At 56.8% G+C, this 20,604-nt stretch carries 11 protein-coding genes and 1 pseudogene; 6 read left to right on the top strand and 6 right to left on the bottom strand.

From position 1 onward, the window contains the following. Positions 1 to 183: 183 nt before the first annotated feature. The 3 genes from OLTU_RS20295 to OLTU_RS20305 all read right to left on the bottom strand — a co-directional run bounded on the left by OLTU_RS20295 (position 184) and on the right by OLTU_RS20305 (position 4,454). Positions 184 to 414, bottom strand: coding sequence for a hypothetical protein (locus tag OLTU_RS20295; protein WP_141734577.1), 231 nt, complete (start codon positions 412 to 414; stop codon positions 184 to 186). A gap of 162 nt (positions 415 to 576) precedes the next feature. Continuing rightward, on the bottom strand, positions 577 to 3,072 hold the full coding sequence (locus OLTU_RS20300) for a hypothetical protein (protein WP_141734578.1): 2,496 nt from the start codon (positions 3,070 to 3,072) through the stop codon (positions 577 to 579). Positions 3,073 to 3,461: 389 nt separating this feature from the next. After that, positions 3,462 to 4,454: a vWA domain-containing protein gene (locus OLTU_RS20305; protein WP_141734579.1), complete on the bottom strand. Its 993-nt coding sequence runs from the start codon at positions 4,452 to 4,454 to the stop codon at positions 3,462 to 3,464. A gap of 442 nt (positions 4,455 to 4,896) precedes the next feature. Between OLTU_RS20305 and OLTU_RS20310 the strand changes: the two genes are divergently transcribed. From OLTU_RS20310 to OLTU_RS20335, 6 genes are all read left to right on the top strand, one after another. Continuing rightward, positions 4,897 to 5,484 (top strand): hypothetical protein, encoded by a 588-nt coding sequence (locus tag OLTU_RS20310; RefSeq protein WP_141734580.1) that lies wholly within the window; start codon positions 4,897 to 4,899, stop codon positions 5,482 to 5,484. Positions 5,485 to 5,788: 304 nt separating this feature from the next. Then, complete coding sequence (locus OLTU_RS20315; protein WP_141734581.1) at positions 5,789 to 6,829, top strand: 3-oxoacyl-ACP synthase III; 1,041 nt, start codon at positions 5,789 to 5,791, stop codon at positions 6,827 to 6,829. Continuing rightward, entirely contained in the window at positions 6,823 to 7,719 is an 897-nt protein-coding gene (locus OLTU_RS20320; RefSeq protein ID WP_141734582.1) for an alpha/beta fold hydrolase, read from the top strand. The genes OLTU_RS20315 and OLTU_RS20320 overlap by 7 nt, the downstream gene beginning before the upstream one ends. Positions 7,720 to 7,740: 21 nt before the next feature. Further along, the gene (locus tag OLTU_RS20325) at positions 7,741 to 9,453 is read left to right on the top strand and encodes a fatty acid CoA ligase family protein (RefSeq protein WP_141734583.1); all 1,713 of its coding nucleotides are present in this window, start codon (positions 7,741 to 7,743) and stop codon (positions 9,451 to 9,453) included. Next, complete coding sequence (locus OLTU_RS20330) at positions 9,372 to 10,379, top strand: NAD-dependent epimerase/dehydratase family protein (RefSeq protein ID WP_218110158.1); 1,008 nt, start codon at positions 9,372 to 9,374, stop codon at positions 10,377 to 10,379. Before OLTU_RS20325 ends, OLTU_RS20330 begins: the two co-directional genes overlap by 82 nt. A 302-nt stretch (positions 10,380 to 10,681) precedes the next feature. After that, a complete protein-coding gene (locus OLTU_RS20335) occupies positions 10,682 to 14,503 on the top strand; it encodes an ABC transporter transmembrane domain-containing protein (RefSeq protein WP_141734585.1) in 3,822 nt (1,273 codons plus the stop codon). A 1-nt stretch (position 14,504) separates the two neighbouring features. Here OLTU_RS20335 and OLTU_RS32730 read toward each other — a convergent pair. The 3 genes and pseudogenes from OLTU_RS32730 to OLTU_RS20350 form a co-directional block, all read right to left on the bottom strand. After that, positions 14,505 to 15,146: pseudogene (locus OLTU_RS32730) on the bottom strand (endonuclease/exonuclease/phosphatase family protein); the annotation flags it as partial. Further along, positions 15,143 to 17,260 carry a VTT domain-containing protein gene (locus OLTU_RS20345; RefSeq protein ID WP_141734587.1) on the bottom strand — a complete coding sequence of 706 codons (2,118 nt, stop codon included), beginning with the start codon at positions 17,258 to 17,260 and terminating at the stop codon, positions 15,143 to 15,145. The gene OLTU_RS20345 and the pseudogene OLTU_RS32730, both read right to left, overlap by 4 nt. 243 nt (positions 17,261 to 17,503) lie before the next feature. Then, positions 17,504 to 20,578, bottom strand: coding sequence for an efflux RND transporter permease subunit (locus OLTU_RS20350; RefSeq protein WP_141734588.1), 3,075 nt, complete (start codon positions 20,576 to 20,578; stop codon positions 17,504 to 17,506). Positions 20,579 to 20,604: the final 26 nt, after the last annotated feature.

Here is a 20,604-nt window from a genome sequence, read left to right on the forward strand (position 1 = left end):
TACGGAGCCAGTCATCAACCACGTCCTCTGTCAGACCGGGATCACGAGAGCCAGTCACAACAAAAGCAGTTTTTTATGACGATTTCGGGCCATAAGCGACGACTTTTCGCGCGTCCCCCCATTTTCCCAGTCATTTCTGATGAACTGACGCGCCGTGGCGCGTCATCCCATGCGTGAATTTTATTAGAGTGTGGGACTCGCGTCGGCACTGCGCGTAGGCACTCGGGCATAGCGAGTCAGTTCGAGTCTGGGTTTCACCCGCAGACAGTCATCGTTTTGAAAGAAGAGGAGCGTGGAATCCTGATCGTGGACAACGAAACGAACGTGAGCCAGATTCAGTTCAATTTCCCGACCAGGCAGGAGATCCTCGTGAAAATTGCTTTCCGTAACTTTAACTTTGATCAAGTCGATCATGAACGGCTCTCCAAAAGTTTGGGCCCCATTATCCCATCGCCTTCGGCGAATTGCCAAGCAACAAATGAAAGCGCATTTGATACAGGAGGTTGAGCGGATTTTAGGCGGGGCTTGCGGGAAACAGCGCGACAGGGTGAAAACCCTGCCGCTCATGAAGAAGGATTAGAAAGCTTCGCGACTGACGCAGAGGAGACGCTTGCTGCTATTGGCGGCAGCGGTGAAATCACCGAAGCGGCGCGTATCAAGCCAAGCACGCGTGCCATCGGCATCCGTAAAAATCTTGCCGAAGATCACATTGGGATAAACTGTAAGGTCAGCACTGGTCCAGGAATTGGCGCTGCTGGATGCATTTGTTTTCCAGCCGATCGTTCCACCCGTGCGCTGACTGCCCGTCCAAATTTCACGTACGGACTCAACCAGATCACCCTTTTCATCATAATACGGACTCATCTTCCAGCTGCCATCCCAGAACTCAGCGGCGTTGTCCGCGATCAGCTGACCCCGCGTGCTGTAGACTGGACCATTAATCAGAATCCGGCTGCGCGCATCCGTATTCGCGTCAGACAGAAGAGCGGTAAAGGACTGGGTATAGCCGGCGTCCCGCGCACGGGCATTGCAAATCGCATCCGCACCGGCAAGGCCACCGAGGTTGGCCGTATGCCTGGACGAGGTCATAAAACTCACAAAACGTTTGCCCAGGAGCTGACGCGGAGGATGCAGTGCGCAACGCATGCCGGAGTCACCCATCCAGCCATCGCCACGACCTTCCAACTGCAGAGGCAGACCGGCCTCCACAAAATAGCGGCCGAGGGCTTCCCTTTGATTGAGACCCACATAGAAGAAAGTTTCACCACCGCCGCGCGTCATCGCATAGGGTAGCGGGTACTGAGTGTTCCAGATAAAAGTATCCCCCTTGCCCAGCGTGGTCGTGCCGGGCACGGTGGTGACCGCTGCCGGCAGCATGGCGGAAAGATCCCAGTCGTTCGTATAGAAAATGGAATCCGATCCATCACCGATCAGCGGCACCAGCTGATTGTACTCGTCCTGCGTATTGTAGAGCGAGAGCCGCGTGTAGATGCGATTGGTTTCGGTGCTCAAAATATCATCGGTCATCTCATTGCGGTTCCCGTAGAGATCATGAACGCCGAAATACGAGCGGCAGCTCGACCACAGCGGATCGCCGGACAGATGGCGCCCTTCGCTTTGGCAAAATTTGGAGGTATCCGGTGTTTGCCACGAGGCCACCATGAATTCGCTGTCGAGGAGCAGGTGAAACTTCCGGAGCGGCGTCGGCGTCTTCTGCGTGAAGCGATCATCCGGTTTCAAATCATCCAGTCGGGCCCAGGCGGCAAACTCATAATCATAGCTGCGGTTCAGGCAAAGCTGTTTCGCCGCCACCCATTCCACCTTCGAGCCATTGGCCTGGGTCACCGTGCGGGTCGTATCCACGCGTGAACTCAGATCCACGCGACAGGGATAATCTTCGCACGTCGTTTCATAGGTATCCGCAAGGTTGATCGTCGCCTGATGATCCACGCGCACGAGCGGGCTCTTGACCGCATCATAATTCAAAGGATCCACCGTCGCGGTCGAGGATAGGGCTGCCGACACTTCATAACGATCGATGGCAAAATCATAGCGGCAGCTGCGCCTCTTCAGACCTTCAGCCTCCCCGCTGCAGAAAGGAAATTGGTTGGCAGGAAAGTCCTCCTGCGGCCATTCTTCAGCATCGATAAAGGTCATGCCATCCGGAACGTTGGCCACCGTGCGAACCGCGGACATCCAGGTCTCGCCCGAAGTTGCGCCATTCGAAGCGGCAAAGCGTAGATAACGTTTTTCCCAGGGTTTGGCGGCGGGAACCTGCTGGCTCAAAACCGCAGCCAGGTTGATCCCGCAATTCCCAATGCGCGCCATGGCCAGGGGCCCATTGTTCGCGGAACGGGTCAGCGGATGACAGTTGGCAAAATTTTGAATGACCTTGCCGCGAGGCAACTGGGCGCTACGGCCGTCCCAACCTAAAAGCTCACCCTTGTCATCGCTGAAGGCGAGGGAAATCAGCGCATAGGGTTCATTCAGCTGCCAGTTGAAAATCGCCAGCGCTCCATCCGATTCATTGAAAAAACCACGCGAGGCGGTGGGATCCGTGCCGATGGTCTGATTCCAGGCCGTGCCGTCGATGCGAATCGTGGCGCTGGCTCCCAGCTTGCCATCGCTGACGGTCATGACCAGCTGGCAGGCGGTGTCACCCACGCGTCCATCGGTGAAACCAAGGTCACTCACGCGCCAGGCCGGGCAGTTGGAACCTGGCCCCATGCTGAAGGTAAGCGGATCATTGTCCGGATCGGTCGCGCGACAGAGATTGGCCCGCACCCACTCGCCGACGCCAAGGGTCAGCTCCTCAGGGCAATTTAAAATCGGCGCGCGATTCGTCACCGCAATGGGCCCGGGAGGCGGCTGGGAACCGGGAACCTGCGGCAGACCACCGGATCCTGGCTGGGACGCATCACCATCGGCTGGACCCGGATTGGGATTGGCCGCCGCATCATCGCCGCCATATTCAGTTCCCGGCACCGGCCCGACGCTCTTGAATGAGGCGCGGCCACAGGCTGTCGCGAACAGCAAGGCCGCCGCGTACGTTAGCATGGAATGATATTTCATACTTGGTCTCCCTCTCAGGACTCGTCATTCGATGGTGAATCGCGGGCTCCAAGAGCCTCGGCATGCTGGCCATGGTTTCAACATTATACCGCATATCCTTCAGCGCATGGGATGGCTGAAAGTGGCTGTGGTCAGCTTGTACAAAAACCAGGCAACACAGCCTCGGTATTTGTTGGGAGGTATGAATGGGAAAATCCTGCCTGGGCAGGATCAGCGAGGTTTTTCGATTTTTTTGCAATAATCTGAGGGTTCGTGCGTTTCCTGAATAGAACCCCCGGATCTGGACAGCCTTATTTTATAGCACGCCAAGGCCCCGGGCTGCTCCCTTCCGACTCGATAATCTTGGTAAGGGGACAGTCATGCCGCGTGGCATCACTGTCCCTTATTTTTCAATTGGCGGGATTGTAATTCAGAGTCAGTTCCGAACCATCCTTGACGGCGGTCGTCTTGATCAAAGTTACCGAATTACTGGCCGCATCATAAGTCCAATCCTCAGCGGCCATCTTTTGCTTGTCCAGGACCACCACAATTTTCTTGGGGTCCACTGGTTTTTTGCTCAAGGCAAAGGTCACGCTGCGCTTGACGATATCGGTGGAAAGCCGGGTGATCAAAGCCGACCAGTCGACAGCACAGATATCGAGCATCGAACCTTTGGTTGCTGTAGCGAGCGTAATATATTCCTGGCCGATGTTGGACAGACTGCAGGTGTCACTCTCCACCGACGTGGGCAGACCCACGATCGCGTTGAAGGTGGCCTTCAAAGTTTTATTCGGATCAAAATCGGCGGCCAGGTTACCTGTCCCGGATCCATTGTCATCACTGATCACTACAACTTCCAGCTGGGCGTCCTTGCGGAAAGCCAGGGGCGTGGCCATGGCCGTGCCGTCGATATTGAAGTAGCTGACCGCAAGACTGCCCGCAAAGAGCAGGTTCAAGCGACTGATGGCGTCCGTGGAATCCACCTGCTCCAGAATGAAAGCCATTTTTGTGGGATCACTGCCAGCAGGCACGGCGATCATTTCATCGAGCAGCATGTGAATGCGCGAATCCAGTTTGCCATCATTCAAGGTTGTGATGAGCTTCTGAAGGTTGGCCTCCACGGCTGCCAGCTCATCACCCATGCTCGCACTCGTATCGATGGCGAAGACCACATCCACCTTTAACGAAACCTTATGTTTGTCCGTAAGGCTGCCAAGGTCCTCAAAATCAGCAGGCGTTTCGCCTTTGGACGTCGCTTCATCCACGACCGGAGCTGGCTCCGGAGTGGGTTCAGGGACTTGATTTTCGATCGCAACTCCGGCTTTGAATTCTGAATCACTTTTACAGGAAGCCAGGAGCAGGGCCCCAAGCAACACGATTCCCAATTTGGATTGAATGACCATAAGCTGTGTGCCTCCCGGATGAATAACCGTTCGGCTTACCTAAGCAAGGGCTGTTCCGCTTTTGCCAAGAGTGCGGCGTATGCAGAAATCACTGTCATTGCGGAGTCCGCAGCGGCCCCACTCTTGCAGGATTGATCCAGACGCCATCAAAACCCCCTCATTTTGCCCCTTTTGCATACGTAGAGATTCCGGTAACACCCAATAAAGTCAGCAACTAACAGAAAAAACAGTAACATTCGCTCGCAGCTTTACGTACTCATTTTGTACAGTAGCCAAATTATTCATGAATATCCGTGACTTATACCGCATTTGGGCCATTTGTTTGTTTTTTCTCGACAGTTTCCCCGCACAGAGCGGGCGTTAAAGCCCGGAATTTCTCTCCTAATCCCGTTTGGCCAGACCCTTGCAAGACTTGAGTCTACACACAGGGGAGATAACGAGCATGAAACACGTCTGTTGGCTTTCACTTCTTTTGGTTCTGTCCTGCGCACAGAAAAAAAGTTTTTCCGGTCAGACTGAAGCCGGAAACGAAGCCGATGCAAGTTCGATAGCCATTGACCCGCCAGCCGTGGAAGTTCCTTCTTCCGTGGACGAGGCCAGCATTGGCGACTGCGTTGAAGGCGATCGCATCGTTTTCGCTTTTTCCGGTCCTGTGAAGGAATGCATTGATGCCGGCAAGACCTGGCATTTTGAATCTAAAACCTGCGTATCCATGCCCAAAGCCGCTTTCAACTGCGATTGGGAAACTTTGCAGGGAAAACTGACCGAACTGAATCTTTTGACCGAAACCTTGAAGAACGATTACGCCAACGGCGCGAAACTGATTAGCTGTGGTCAATCCAGTGATGGCAATCGGGTGGCTGTTCAATGGCTCAAGCCGGTGAAGGGCGTCAATTGTCAGAAACTGCAGGAAGGATTTGGAGTCACCACCGGTTGCTATACGCACTACGTGGACGCGGCTCCACCCCCACCCGCCACGACCGATGACGAGCGTCGGGCGCGTGTTAACGAATGCCTGAAGAGTCTGTAAGCCAGACCAGACCTATCCCCATAAGGGCCCGCAGGTGCAAGCGATACGTAAGCCTGCCGCACGTACGCTGCACCGAGGGCCCATTATTCTCTCGCCCAAGCCAATATTACTTATCAATACCGATCTATAGTTTCCTATGAACGCTCAGTCGCGTCCGAATGACCTTCATTCGCGTCTTAAAGCCAGACTTTTTACGCTAGCCATGGGTCCGGCTGCCTTGCTACGATCCCCCAGCTGTTTTTAAAGTCCACGGGACTCTCCAGCTCTTTATAAACCGAGCTTTGCTCCAGGTTCCAGGTTGTCGATGCGATATCAGAAGGTTTTCGTTAATGCGATCGGCTACGAACTTCCTCAGGAGGTCGTTTCCACGCGCTCGCTTGAAGAGGCGCTGCGTCCCGTTTACCAGGCGCTCAAATTGCCTCTTGGGCAGTTGGAAGCGATCACGGGTATTCGTGAGCGCCGCTGGTGGCCCCGCCATTTCAAGGTTTCCGATGGCGCGATCCTCGCCGCCCAGAAGGCTCTGTCCGGTCTGGGTCTGCGCGGCAGCGATGTCGATGTCCTGATTTATGCCGGCGTCTGCCGTGATTATTATGAACCGGCCACCGCCTGTCGGATCGCCAGCGAATTGGGTCTGAAACCCGATGCGGCGGTTTACGATATCAGCAACGCCTGTCTGGGCGTGATGAACGGGATGGTGGATATCGCCAACCGTATCGAGCTGGGTCAGGCGAAAATCGGTGTGGTCGTCTCCTGTGAATCAGCGCGCGAAGTGAACGAGGATAGTCTGCAGCACCTTCTGCAAAATCCGGATCTCCCTCACTTCCGTGACAGCATTGCCACCTTCACCGGTGGTTCGGGTGCGGCGGCGGTGGTGCTCAGCAATGAACCGTCGCTGGGCCGTTCGCATCGGCTGCTGGGCGGCGTGATGCGCAATGATCATCAGCATCACGATCTTTGCCGCTGGGGCGTGAAGCGTTTGCGGCAGACGGTATTTGAGCAGTTCATGATCACCGATGCCATCAATGTGATGAAACACGGTGTCACCCTTGGTCTTAAGACCTGGCAGGCGCTGCTGCTGGAACTCGGCTGGCGCAATGAACGCGTGGATAAAGTCATCTCGCACCAGGTGGGCCAGAGCCATCGCAAGTCTGTTTTGAATGCACTCGGCATTGCGGAAACCAAGGATTATGCAACCTTTCCGATGCTCGGCAATATGGGAACCGTATCGTTGCCTTTAACCGCAGCGATGGCCGATGAAGGTGGCTTTCTTTTACCCAAGGATCAGGTCGGCTGGCTCGGCATCGGCAGCGGCCTCAATTGTCTCATGTTGGGGCTCGAATGGTAGCTAGCACGGAAGTTTTAAGGCAGTATTATCCCTTTCAGAGTCGCTTCACTCAGGTGAGCCGCCAGCGCATGCATTATCTGGATGAAGGGAGCGGCGAAGTGCTGCTCGCCTTGCATGGCAACCCCACCTGGTCCTTTTATTACCGGAATCTGATCAAACAGTTTCGCGGTCAATACCGGCTGGTCGTCCCCGATCACATCGGCTGCGGTTTTTCCGATAAGCCGAATGATCGACAGTACAGCTACCGTCTGGAACAACGCGTGCACGATATTGAGGCCCTGGTGTCCCAGCTGAACCTCAAGGACATTACGCTCGTGCTCCACGATTGGGGTGGCATGATCGGCCTTGCGTTTGCCACGCGCAATCCGCATCTGATCAAGCGCATCATTCTGATGAACAGCTCGGGCTTTCCTTTGCCCAGGAGCAAAAGCTTTCCACTGGCGCTGGCCCTGAGCCGCACGCCCGTGATCGGAGCCTTGCTCATCCGTGGCTTGAATGCCTTTGCCTTGACCGCGAGCTGGGTCTGCTGCCAGCGGCATCGACTGCCGCGCAGTCTCAGAAAACTCTATCGCCTGCCCTATAACACCTGGCAGCAGCGCATCGCCGTGCATCGCTTTGTGCAGGATATTCCCTTGAGCAACAAACATCCGTCCTGGCAGCTCGTTGAGTATACGAGTCAGCATCTGGATCAGTTCAAGAATATTCCCTTTCAAATCATCTGGGGTGAACGTGACTTCGTCTTCGATCGTCATTTCCTTGCGGAATGGCAGACGCGTCTGCCCCAGGCGGAGGTCCACAGCTTCCCGGATGCCGGGCATTATATTCTCGAGGACCTCGGGGATGAGGCGATCAGCCTGATGCGGGAATTTTTGAAACGGCATCCGCTCTGAATGCTCAGGTGAGGGAATTGCATGGACTCCAACATTGCCCACACCCTCAGCCTGATGGCCGAGGCTCATCCCTATCGCGAAGCCGTGATCTTTCCCGAAGGACGGGATGCATTCGGTCGCGTGGCTTATACGCGACTCACCTATCAGCAGCTTGACGAAGCCAGCACTTGCATGGCCCGCGGGCTGATGGCCTATGGCATCCGGGACGGCATGCGCACCGCTTTTTTGGTGAAGCCCTCGCTGGAATTTTTCATTACCACCTTCGCCCTGTTCAAAGCCAAGGCTGTCCCGGTTCTGATCGATCCGGGCATCGGCTTGCGCAATATGCGCCGCTGTCTGGCGGAATCCGAGGCGGAGGCCTTTGTCGGCATTCCCGCTGCCCATGCCGCGCGCATCCTGTTTCGCTGGAAAGGCGGAGGCTGGAAGCGCAAGGTTTCGATCAGCCGCCGGGCTCTGTTCGGCGACATCAGCCTGAAGGATCTGGAACGAGCCGGCCGACGTTTTCATAAGGTGCCGCTCGAACCGGCCACCGAGGACGAGGTTGCGGCCATACTCTTCACCTCCGGCAGCACGGGCGCACCCAAGGGCGCGGTCTATACGCACGGCAATTTCCTGGCTCAGGTGCAGCTGCTCAAGGATACGCTGGGCATTCAGCCCGGTGAGCGCGACCTTTGCACCTTCCCGCTCTTTGCCCTGTTTGCTCCGGCTCTAGGGATGAGCGCCGTGATTCCCGAGATGGATTTCACGCGCCCCAAGGACGTCGATCCCGAGAAAATTGCCGAAGCGATCTGGAACTTCGGGATCAGCAACATGTTCGGTTCACCCGCGCTGATCAAAACGGTGGCTCAATATGGTGTGGACCATCGCTGGCAGTTTCCCACGCTGCGACGCGTGATCTCGGCGGGAGCCCCGGTTCAGGCCGAGGTCATCGAACAGTTTCGCCGCCTGGTGCCGGAGAACTGTTTTCTCTATACGCCTTATGGGGCCACGGAATCCCTGCCGGTGGCGATCGCCGAAAGTCATATGATCCTGCGCGAAACGAGCCAACTCACCGAACAGGGTTTTGGGATCTGCGTCGGCACTGTGGTCCCGCGCACGGATGTTCGAATTATTCGCATCAGTGACCATCCGATTCCCGAGTGGGACCCCGAGCTGGAACTTCCGGTCGGTGTGGTCGGTGAGGTTGTGGTATCCGGCGAACAGGTCACCACCCGTTACTACCGTCGCGAAGGGGCCAATCAACTGGCCAAGATCCGTGACCCATCCACGGGCCGCATCTGGCATCGGCTGGGGGATTTGGGTTATTTTGATGAACAGGGACGGCTCTGGTTCTGTGGTCGCAAGACTCATCGCGTGCAAACACAGGATGGCGATCTTTTCACGATCAATTGCGAAGGCGTTTTCAATAAGCACCCGCTCGTGGCCCGCACCGCACTGGTCGGCATCGGCCCGCGAGGTGCGGAAAAGCCCTTGCTCTGTGTGGAACCCAGGCGTCGGTTGACGGCGACCGAGGAGACCCAGCTCTTCATCGAACTGAAAAAAATCGGCGAGTCCTATGCCCACACGCGCAATATCAAACTCTTTCTCACGCACGAAAGCTTTCCGGTCGATATCCGGCACAATGCGAAAATTTTCAGGGAAAAATTGAAATCATGGGCGGAAGCGCAATGGCGGAAAAAATCCTTGTCACCGGCGGGGGCGGCTTTCTTGGAAAGGCCCTCATCCAGCAACTGATCCTGCGTGGTCACACCCTTCACACGCTCAACCGTGGTCATTATCCGGACCTGGAAGCCCTGGGTGTGCGTTGCTTTCAGGGCGACCTCGCTGACCCGGCCATGGTCAAGGAAGCGGCCCGCGGCTGCACCACCGTTTTTCATGTGGGGGCGAAGGCCGGTGTCTGGGGTGAGTATGCCGACTATTACAAGGCCAATGTCATCGGCACCCAGAATGTGCTCCTTGCCTGTCGTGCGCTTGGAATCTCACGTCTGATATATACGAGTTCCCCGTCGATAACCTTCGCCGGCCGGGATCAGGACGGTATCGACGAAACGAATCCCCTGCCCTCCCATTACGTGGCCGCTTATCCTGCCACCAAGGCTTTGGCGGAAAAGCTGGTGCTGGCCGCCTCCGGATCCGAACTGGCCACCGTTTCGCTCAGGCCGCATCTGATTTGGGGTCCTGGTGACAATCACATCATTCCGCGTCTGCTCGATCGCGCCCGCAAGGGTCGTTTGCGTCTGATCGGCGAAGCCGGCAAGAGGGTGGACGCCGTTTACATTGATAACGCGGTACAGGCCCACCTTTGTGCCTATGATCGTTTGCAGAAGGGTTCACCGATCGATGGCAAGGTCTATTTCATAACCAACGATGAACCGATGCCGCTGGAGGACATTATCAATGCCACCCTCCAGGCGGCCGGCCTGCCCCGGGTGAACCGCCGCATTCCGGCCCGGGCCGCGTATTTTTTAGGCGGTGCCTTTGAATTCTTTTACCGCCTTCTGCGTCTTAATCATGAACCGCCTCTGACCCGCTTTGCAGCGAGCCAGATGAGCACATCGCACTGGTACAATACGCGGGCGGCCCGCGAGGAACTGGGCTACACACCTGCGGTCAGTATGAAGGAAGGTTTTCAGCGCCTGGCGCTGGCCCTCCAGGGCTGAATGACCAGGGCGGCCAGGCCGAAAACGCCTTGGAGGCAAGGCGTCAACGAGCGAGGAGCGCAGTTTACCCCCGTAAACGAGCACCGCAGCGAGGCAGACAACGCCGCATCCAAGGCGTTTTCGGTCTGGCCGGCCGGATCCAGGACAGGCGTCCAGTTTCGGTCCTGGATTGGATCCGCTTTTTCCTGCCATTCTGCGAACTTGCTCATCAAAAACCCGTGGCATAATTCTTGGAATTGGTTCGGTTCACTCCTCTTTATCCATCGAGAGGCGCGACGCACTCTCGCATTACGGAAGATATCATGTTGAACAAACTCCAAGGCTGGCTCCGCACGCTGCTCTTTCTCCAGGCGACGCCCATCATCCGGCGTGCCGCGCAACGCAGTCTGCAGGCGGACGACATGCCGCCGCTTCCCGCCATGAGCGATCCCGGGCAACTGCCTCCGGAATTTCTGACCTTTGAGGCGCGCTCCGGTTTGCAGCTCATTCGCAAAATGATCGGCATCGTGCGCAGCGAACTGTTGAAATCCCTCGGCCTGGGTCTGGCCTATGCGCTCTGCACCCTGGCGACGCCCGTGATGGTCTATCAGCTCGTGCAATTCGTCAGCCTTGCCGCCACCGGCCAGGCCTCCCTGCGCATGGGCTTGATCGCCGGGCTTCTCCTCTGTCTGAGCGGTTCGGCCACCGGCATCCTGCAGCATCATTCCTTTCATATCTGTTTGAAGATGCTGCAACGCGTGGTGGGTGGCCTGAACATGCGCATCTATCATCATGCGCTGCGCATGAGTCGCTCGGCCCGACAGTCCCGTCCCACGGGGGATATCGTCAATCTCATGGGAACCGATTCGGACATCATCGGCTTTGCTCTCTTCGAACTGGTGGAAATCGTCGTGCGAACCATCATCGTCATCGGCGCAGCTGCGATGTTGATCCATTTGCTCGGGTGGGCCGGCGTCCTTGGTCTTGCGACGCTGGTTCTAATCGTCCCTCTCTCCCATAAGGTGATTCAACGCTTTGTCAAACTCGATGATGAACTGATGAGCCACCGCGATCGACGCGTTTCGCTGGTGGCCCAGATGCTGGCCGGCATGCGCATTGTGAAATACTTTGCGTGGGAAGCGCCGATGCAAAAGGAGGTGTCCACCATCCGCGCGGCGGAACTTCTGGCCAGGCGACGGCTCTTTCACAATGCGGCGATCTCGATCTTTGTCTACTTTGCCGGCAGTCTTCTCGTCGGCCTGGTTTCCTTTCTTTCCGCCACCGTACTCGGTCAGACGCTGGATGCCGCCACCATCTTTGCCTGTCTTACGCTCTTCGGTGTGCTGGATAACACGGTCGGCAGCCTCACCGATCACATCTCCACCCTGGCCGCGGCGCGCGTGAGTGGCGATCGTATCGTGGCTCTGCTTCAGACGCCTCTGTTGAGCGAACCCCTGCGCGGCTCTCAGTTTGCCGGCCCCGTGGGTGTGCATTGGCAGCAGGCCGCTTATCAATTTGAGGATGCGACGGAACCTGTTCTGCAGGGCATCGAGCTCGATCTCAAACCAGGGGAATCCGTGGCGCTGGTCGGTCCGGTGGGAGCCGGCAAAAGCAGTCTGCTTCTTGGCTTGCTCGGTGAGGTGCCACTCAAGGCGGGACGCAGCACCTGGACCGCGGTTCCGGACGGCCTGCAACCTCGTCTTGCGTATGTGCCGCAGGAAGCCTTCATTGTGAATGGCAGCGTAACGGATAACATCCTGCTCGGCACGCCACTCGAAGATGAACGCTGGCTCGATCAGGTGATTCACGCCACCTGTCTGGATATTGACCTGGAGCGTCTGGCCGGTGGACGGCACGCGGAGATCGGCGAGCAGGGCATCAATCTTTCCGGTGGTCAAAAGCAGCGGGTGAACCTGGCCCGTGCAGCGCTTCTGAAACCAGGACTGGTACTGCTCGACGATCCCTTATCCGCGGTGGATTTTGATACCGAAGATAAACTCGTCGAGCGCCTGCTCTTCGGTCTGTGGCATAACACCACGCGGCTGGTCACCACCCATCGTCTGCATCATTTGCACCGTTTTGATCGGGTGGTCTTCATCCAGGACGGCCGCATGGTGGACGCCGCGCCTTTGCCGGAACTGCTGAACCGCTGTGAAGCGTTTCGCAGCTTTTACAATCGTGTCGATCGCGAAGCTCTGGAAGAGGCGCAGCACGCGGAACAGAAAACGCCGGAAAAAGAAGTCGAAAAAGCAGCCGCTGCCGAATTCGTCAAACTCACGGATGATGAAGACCGCGCCTCGGGTGCTGTGCAGTTTCAAGTCTATAAGGACTATGGTCGTGCCCTACTGGGTCCACGCGGCGTCGGGCGCTGGATGGTGGCGGCGCAGCTGGCCGCAGCCAGTCTTCTGACCGTTGGTCTGCCCCTTCTGCAAAACGGGTGGCTGGCCTACTGGGCCAATCATCAATCCGGTCCGGCAGCCGATGCCTCCTGGATCTGGCGCGTTTGGCCCGCGTCATGGTATGGAGCTGAGTCGGCCATCCTTCTTTGGAGCGGTCTGGGTTTCGTGGCCGTTCTGGCCGCGGTCGTGCATCAGCTGCTCTGGTCGCGCCGCGCTCTGTATGCGGGAGCCCAGCTGCATGACGCCGCCTTCGCCGCGGTGCTGAAGGCACCCTTGCGCTTTTTCGATCGCACCCCAATTGGTCGCATTCTGAATCGCTTTTCGCGCGATGTGGATTCGGTGGAACGCGAGGTGGCCACCAACCTGGAACGCACGCTCGGACCGGTCTTTCATGCCCTGGCCGCCCTGCTTTTGCTGGCGGCGACCATACCCTGGCTTTTGCTTGTGATCGTTCCGGCTCTTTATGGTTACTATGTGTTTCAAAAAAAATATCGTTATGCGAGCAGGGATGCCCAGCGTTTGATGTCGATGGCTCGTTCGCCACGCTTTGCCTTCTTCAAGGAAACCCTGCAGAACACGGCGGTGATTCGCGCGCATCAACAGTCGGACAGTTTCACCGAACGCTATCGGGGAATCCTTACGCATTTTCAATCGATGTTCTATGGGGTGATCCTGTTCAACCGCTGGTTTTCCGCACGCATTCCCCTGCTCGGAGGTTTGATCTCGTTCGGTCTTGTCACCATGATTCTGGTGCTGGCCCGTTCCGGACAAATTTCACCGGGCATCACCGGTCTTGCTCTGGTTTATGCGCTGCGATTATGGGAGCACCTGAACAATGCGATTCGTGCCTTCACCATGGTCGAATCCAATCTGATCGGCGTGGAACGCCTGCAGCATTTTCAAAATCTGGAGGCGGAAGCGGCTGTCACACTCCCGCCGGCGCTGCCGTCGCGTCAGGAGTGGCCTTTGCAGGGTGAAATCCGTCTCGAAGCGGTTTCCGCCCGTTATGCCCCCGGTCTGCCTCTGGTGCTGCGCAACTGTCAGCTCGTGATTCCAGCCGGACAGAAGGTCGGCATCATCGGCCGCACCGGCGCGGGGAAAAGCACGCTCTTTCAGATCCTCTTTCGCTTCATGGAAGTGACCGAAGGCCGCGTTCTGATCGATGGCGTGGACACGCGTTCGATTCCTCTGGACCGTCTGCGTTCCGCCCTGGCGATCATTCCGCAGGATCCGATCCTGTTCCAGGGAACCCTGCGCAGCAATCTCGATCGCTTTCAGCAGTTTGATGATGAACGCATTCTGCAGGCCTTGCGACGCGCGCATCTGGGAAGCTGGGTGGAAACGCTTGAGGGCGGTCTCGGGGCCGAGGTCAAGGAGAACGGCTCGAACTTCAGCCAGGGGCAAAGGCAGCTCCTCTGCCTCGCCCGCGCCCTGCTGCTCGATACGCGCATCATTGTGATGGATGAAGCGACCGCCAGCGTGGATGTCGCCACCGATGCTCTGATTCAGCAAACGATCGCCGAAGAATGTCGGGATCGAACCGTTCTGATCATTGCCCATCGCCTGGAAACCCTGGGCCTCTGTGATCAGGTCATCGAAATGGACCAGGGCGCCGTGAAAAGGATTCAGACGCGCGAACCAGAATCTGTTGGTCGGCCTGCAGCTGCAGGGTCGCGGCCAGTGGCAAATGATCCGAGCTGCCGAACCAGCCGGCTTCATGCACCACCCGTACGTCCTGAACTGTAAATCCGCGGGCGTAGATGCGATCGAGGCAGAAGAGCGGAAAAATCGCCGGAAAGGTCCGCTGATGGCGCCCCAGAGTGTTTTTGAAAATTTCAATCAGGCCGAGTTCACGAAGAAAGAAGCGGCTGAGCTTGCAAGGCCAGTCGTTGAAATCCCCCGCCACGATCAGCGGCCTGTCGCGCGGCACGTGCTCGTGAATGTATTCGGCCAGCTCACGGGCCTGATCCAGGCGTTCGCTATGACTTAAACCGAAATGCGTGCAGATCACAGCGAGCAGCTCCCCGCTCGCGGTTTGCACGTCGGCATGCAGGATGGCCCGCGGCTGCGTGCGACTCGATTCCGACAAAGTGCGATTGCACCAGCGCACGATAGGAAAACTGCTGAGGAGTCCATTGCCTTGAATGCCGGTGGCGAATTTCACCGTCGGGCCACAGATGCGATGGGCCAGCTCCTCCTGCAGATGATCCAGAAAGGATGCGACCACGGCATCCTCCGGAATCCAGATTTCCTGCAGCATCACAATATCGCATTGCTCGCGCAGGATCGTCTGGATCAATCGTTCCTCGACCGCCTTCTTGCGAAAGGCACTCAGACCAAAGTGCAGGTTGTAGCTGAGAACCTTGATGGGCCCGGATCGTTTCTTCATGAGCGTCCATAATGCGAAAATCGTCGCAACGACCACTGAGCCAGCAGCAGACCAAAAACGATCAGAGCCACGAGCAGCAGAATGGAAACCAGCTCAGGTTTTTCCAAAACCTTAAATAGACTCTTTTGGAACACGACCAGAAGCAAAAGTCCGGGAGCCATGCCCACCAGCGTCGCGGCCAGAAATCGGAAGAAAGGAACATGCCCGACACCGGCGGTCAGGTTGATCAGCGAATTAGGGGCGACGGGAACAATGCGCAGGGCCACGAGAGTCAGAAAATGCCCGTTGCCGACCCGCCGCAGAATATTCCGCACCTTGGCTCCAAAAAATCTGCGAAAGAAATAGCGCCCGGCGGTGTGGCCCACAAAATAGGATGTGGTCACATTCATCACGATGCCGAACAGGATATGCACCAGGGCCTGGCTGATCGGCAGGAAGGCCGCCGTGGCCAGAATCATGATATTGATAGGGACAAAGAGCAGACCCCCGATGGCAAAGGTCAAGGGAATCAGCGCATGGCGCTGCCAGCTGTCGCCACCCGCACCGCGGAAAAAGGCCATCAGACGATAGTGGTCGATCGGCGACTTGCGTGAGATCATATAAAGTGCGAACAGAAAAATCCCCAAAAGAATAAAGCCCACTCCAAACATGACCGTCGGCGAGGAAAGACCCAGGCGGCGGGCCAGGATCTGCATCATCTGGCTCCAGCGATCCATGCCCTCTTCCAGCACACTCGGCTTTTCCGCATCCACCAGCTCGGCATCGAGCAGCATGGGGCCGGTGGCCTGGATGGGAAACGCATGCAGAAATCGTTTGGCGGAACCATCATTTAATATCCGAATGGCATCCCGAATCGATCCGCCGCTTTCCAGGTGACTTTCAATCGCCGTGGCATCCACCTCAGTATGATGGGACAGAAGATGAGCTGTAAAGCCATAACAGGGTTTTTTCACATAAAGGCTGGCATTCACCTCGGAATCAAAACCCATCGAGCGATTGTTCAGATTCGCCGAGCCGACCGAGATAATCTGCGAATCCACGACCATCACCTTGCTGTGAACGGTGATATAGCGCCGGGACTTTTCCAGCTCCCGATGGGCCGGGTAAAACACCTGCAGCCGGTTGTAGGCATCGGCCTGCCGAAGCGTATAAAGCGCCTGGCCCTGGAGGAGCCCCATGGTTTTCTGCTCCAGCCAGCCGCCGGCCAATTCCGGCAGAATAATGACGACCTCGGGTCCACCCTCGCGTTGCAGAACGCCTGACAGAATTTCCACAATGTGCCGCGAGGTCAGATACTGATTTTCAAGAACGATATGGTGCCTGGCCGCTTCCAGCGCATCCGTATAGAGCTGAGCGATCTCAAAGCGCGGGGCAAGGTCCCGGAAGGGCGGCATGGTCTGCGAGAGAGCGATCGACACATCCTCGAAGGCATAGACCCCGGGCAGCATCTGCGGCGTAAAATTCTGCTCGACCGGTTGCGAGGACAGCGTTTCGCCGGTGGCCCGTTTCCAGCGTTCGCAAAAAAGTGCCGCCATGTGCTGGGCCATCGTTCCATTGAAACCGATCTGCATATCATGATAGGGCCCGTAGGGCTGGCCCTGCGGGTCCACACGCAGCGTATGGCGGGCAAAATGATCGCAGGTATCCCAGCGCCGAATGGTAAGATCCAGACCGCCCAGGAAGGCGATGCTCTGATCCACCACCACAAACTTTTGATGCTGCGAGGCCCCGACCGGATGCGCGGCGTCCATCTTGAAGTGCATGCGTGGGTGACTGAACCAGCCAAAGCGCAGAGCCTGCAGCTTTTCCCGTTCCAGCAGATAGATGGGGGCATAGTCCCAGCACAAGAGATAAATATGCAAATCGGGCTTGCTTTTCAGAAGGTCGAGGAGAAAATGATTCAAACTCCAGCGTCGCGGGACCCAGGTGCCTTCCCAATCCGGAGCCAGATTGGTCTCACTATGGATATCCCAGCCGGTGATGAAAATTTCATGAGTGGCGTTGGAGCAGGCTTCAATAAAGGCTTTGAAGTAGTTGGCCGCATCCCAATAGATCCAGGCATTCTGTCCCGTTGCCCAACTGAAGGCGTTGGCCTTCGTCCACAGTTCTTTCATGGACAACCTCCCGCCCTGATACTCGCCTATCTGGAGCCAGGGGGGAAGACGGGGTTTATCATGTAGAAGTCTTTACGGATGTATGGAAAATGTGAAAGCCAGAGCTGGCGCAGCATCAGCCATGAGCAACATGATCAGAAAGAGTCGAGCCCACGCTCTCATAAAACCTCCGGGTCTTCGTCAAAATCACCATTGGATTCATGAGAGTAGCGGGCTCACAGCAGCGGATCAACAACTAAATTCTTATGACGCAACTGTTGCCGCCTCGTGACGTTTTTTGCTTTCCAGTTTGGACATCAGCATATAGAACGCCGGCACGACAAAGAGCGTCAGAAGCGTGGAGACGATGGTGCCACCGATAATCGCCAGACCCATGGGGAGTCGGGCTTCGGAGCCCATGCCACCGCCGAAGACCAGAGGAGCGGCGGCAGCCACGGTTGCCACGGACGTCATGATAATCGGTCTTAACCGCACCGGCGAAGCTTCCAGGAGAGCCTCATACACCGGCAGCTTCTTGTCATGCCGCACATGGTTGGCGAACTCCACCAGCATGATACTGTTCTTTTTCGCAATCCCCATCAGAACGATGACGCCGATGAACGAGAAGAGGTTGAGCGATTGATCCGTCATCCACAGGGCTAGCAGGGCTCCCGTCACACTGAAAGGCAGAGCCATCAGAATGGAGATGGGATGCACGAACGAATCGAACTGCACCGCCAGAATCAAATACGCGACCAGGACCCCGATCAGCAGAGCCGCATAAAGACTTTCGAAGGCTTCGTTGAAACCGGCCGAAGCGCCTTCCAAAGCGAAGATATAATCCGGTGGCAGAATCTCGCGCGCCAGCTCTTCCGATCGTTTCAAAACCTGCGCCTGCGATTGACCAGGGGCAAGGTTTCCGTAGACCGAAACCGCACGCATCCGGTTCACGCGGCCGATGGCCTGCGACGCCTGACCTTCCTCGATCGTGACAAGTTCACGCAAAGGAATCAGGTTGCCGGCCATGTTGCGAACATAGAGACGCTTGATATCTTCGGCTGACTTGACCATCTCATCCGGCAGTTTGAAGCGCACATCATAGCGCTTCCCATCGGCCGTATAACGACCTGAGCGCATACCGCCAATGGCCGCGCTCAGAACCTGGCCCACTGATTCCACGGACACGCCGCGTTCCGCCATGGCCCGGCGATTGGGTTCAATGCGAAGCTCGGGAATCCCTGTCCGATAATCCGTATCAAGGTCGACGCCGAGTTTTTCCTCTTCCAGTTTCTTGATCAGCTCCTGGGCCTTGGCCCCCAGCACGGCCAGGTCCGGCCCTCGCAAACTGATCCCGATCGGGTTCTGCCGGCCCGAGGTGAGGTTACGCGAGGAAATATCGCGCATGCTCATCCGCACATTCTTGATGTCGCGGAATTTTTCGCGCAGTTCCGCCATGATCTGGATGTGCGTTTTTTCGCGTTGCTCCTTGGGAACCAGGTGAAGCGGGAAAAACATCTGGTTGAGCTGAGCGTTGGCTCCCCCGGCCCCGACCGAGGTCGAATAGGTTTTGATCTCAGGAATTTTATCGAGGATCGCTTCAGCCTGTTTGGCAAGCTCCATGGTGTATTCCAGTGAGGAGCCCGGGGGCGCCTGGCCGCTGACCAGCAGAATATCCTGATCCTGCGGGGGAATGAATTCCTGACGAATTTTCGTCACAAGGCTGAGGGACAGGACGAAACCGATCATGGAGATCAGGATCACGAGGTAACGCCAACGCAGGGTGAGTTTAAGCACCGTCCGGTAGGCATTCCCCAGGCGTTCAAAGATATGATCCATGAAGCGTTCAAAGCGTCCCACCTTGGGTTCATTGCGGAGAAACGCAGCGGCTCGCATCGGTGTGATGGTGACAGCTTCCAAAAGCGAAATCAAAACGGCAGCCGAAATCGTCACACCGAACTGAAAGAAGAACTTACCGATCACACCTTCCATGAAAACCACAGGAATAAAGATGGCCACCATGGCAAGCGTCGCGGCCGAGGCCGCCGGCAGAACTTCCCTGGCCCCTTCCGCCGCGGCCCGGAACGAGCCCTTGCCCATTCGGTAATGCCGGACGATGTTTTCCAACAGCATGATGGCATCATCAACCACGATCGAGATGGAAAGGGTCAGCGCCAGAAGGGTAAAAAGGTTCAGCGTGAACCCGGAGAAGTACAAAACGATAAAGGTCCCCACGATCGAAGTGGGAATCGAAAAGAGGATGTTGAGCGCCGCCTGGTAGCTCCCCAGAAAGAGAAAGCAGACCAGGATGGTGATGCCACCCGCCACCCAGATTTTTTCCATGGTCAGGTCCACCGTGGCCTTGGTGGACCGTGTGAAGTCGACGTTCACCCGATGTTTGATGCCTTCGGGAAAGTCCTTGGCCAGGATGTCCATCTGTTTCTGAAGGGTCTCGGAAACAACGACCTCGTTCGTGCCACGCTGCTTGCTGATCCGCAGACTGACGGTCGGCTTGCCTTCATACCGCGCCACACGGCGAATATCGGACAAACCATCCTCGACTGTGGCGACGTCCTTGATGCGAATATTCGAACCGTGGATGATCTGTCCGCCACGTCTCAGAATCAGGATTTCACCGACATCCTCGACTGCTGTCGCTTCACCCAGCCAGCGGACGCGCAGCTCCCTATCGGCCTCCGAAAACTGGCCCGCCGCGCTTTCCAAATGCTGCATATTCAGGGCTTCGACGACATCGCTGACCGTCAGCTGATACTGGTTCAATTTTTTGGGATCGAACCAGACCCGCAGGTTGCGCTCGCTGAAACCACCGATATCAATGGCGCCCACACCAGGCAGAAAGCGCAGCTGATCGAGCAGAACGTTGTTGGTCCAGTTCAGGATCTCGCGAAAATCCTTGTCACCGTAAACCGAGACGATGAGGATGGGGTCCTCTTCCGGGTTGGATTTGCGAATGACGGGTGGATCCGTGCCGGTCGGCATACGGAACTGACTGATTGCGGACTGCACTTCCTGCAGCGCGACATCGATGTTGCGATCGATATTGAATTCGAGAGTGATCCGTCCGGAGCCTTGCCTGGCACTGGATCGCATCTCCTTGATCCCCTCGATGGTCAAAAGGCGTTCTTCGAGAGGCGAAATCAAATCGGCCTCAACCACTTCGGGTGCGGCTCCCTCGTAGTTCACGGAAATGTTGAGGATGGGAAAGTCGACATCCGGCATCTGGCTGATGCCCATGCGATTCAGGCATATCGCGCCAAAGACAATCAAAGCAAACATTAAGACCCATGCGAACACGGGTCTTCGAATCGACATCTCAATCATGGGGATCCCTCAGCGTCTCGTCCAAT

Origin of the sequence: Oligoflexus tunisiensis (genome assembly GCF_001748245.1) — a bacterium.
Lineage (GTDB): Bacteria > Bdellovibrionota_B > Oligoflexia > Oligoflexales > Oligoflexaceae > Oligoflexus > Oligoflexus tunisiensis.

Coding starts and splice junctions, on each gene's coding strand:
- OLTU_RS20310 (WP_141734580.1), top strand. CDS start 4,897: ATGAAACACGTCTGTTGGCTTTCACTTCTTTTGGTTCTGTCCTGCGCA.
- OLTU_RS20295 (WP_141734577.1), bottom strand. CDS start 414: ATGATCGACTTGATCAAAGTTAAAGTTACGGAAAGCAATTTTCACGAG.
- OLTU_RS20345 (WP_141734587.1), bottom strand. CDS start 17,260: ATGAAAGAACTGTGGACGAAGGCCAACGCCTTCAGTTGGGCAACGGGA.
- OLTU_RS20315 (WP_141734581.1), top strand. CDS start 5,789: ATGCGATATCAGAAGGTTTTCGTTAATGCGATCGGCTACGAACTTCCT.
- OLTU_RS20350 (WP_141734588.1), bottom strand. CDS start 20,578: ATGATTGAGATGTCGATTCGAAGACCCGTGTTCGCATGGGTCTTAATG.
- OLTU_RS20305 (WP_141734579.1), bottom strand. CDS start 4,454: ATGGTCATTCAATCCAAATTGGGAATCGTGTTGCTTGGGGCCCTGCTC.
- OLTU_RS20325 (WP_141734583.1), top strand. CDS start 7,741: ATGGACTCCAACATTGCCCACACCCTCAGCCTGATGGCCGAGGCTCAT.
- OLTU_RS20335 (WP_141734585.1), top strand. CDS start 10,682: ATGTTGAACAAACTCCAAGGCTGGCTCCGCACGCTGCTCTTTCTCCAG.
- OLTU_RS20320 (WP_141734582.1), top strand. CDS start 6,823: ATGGTAGCTAGCACGGAAGTTTTAAGGCAGTATTATCCCTTTCAGAGT.
- OLTU_RS20330 (WP_218110158.1), top strand. CDS start 9,372: ATGGGCGGAAGCGCAATGGCGGAAAAAATCCTTGTCACCGGCGGGGGC.
- OLTU_RS20300 (WP_141734578.1), bottom strand. CDS start 3,072: ATGAAATATCATTCCATGCTAACGTACGCGGCGGCCTTGCTGTTCGCG.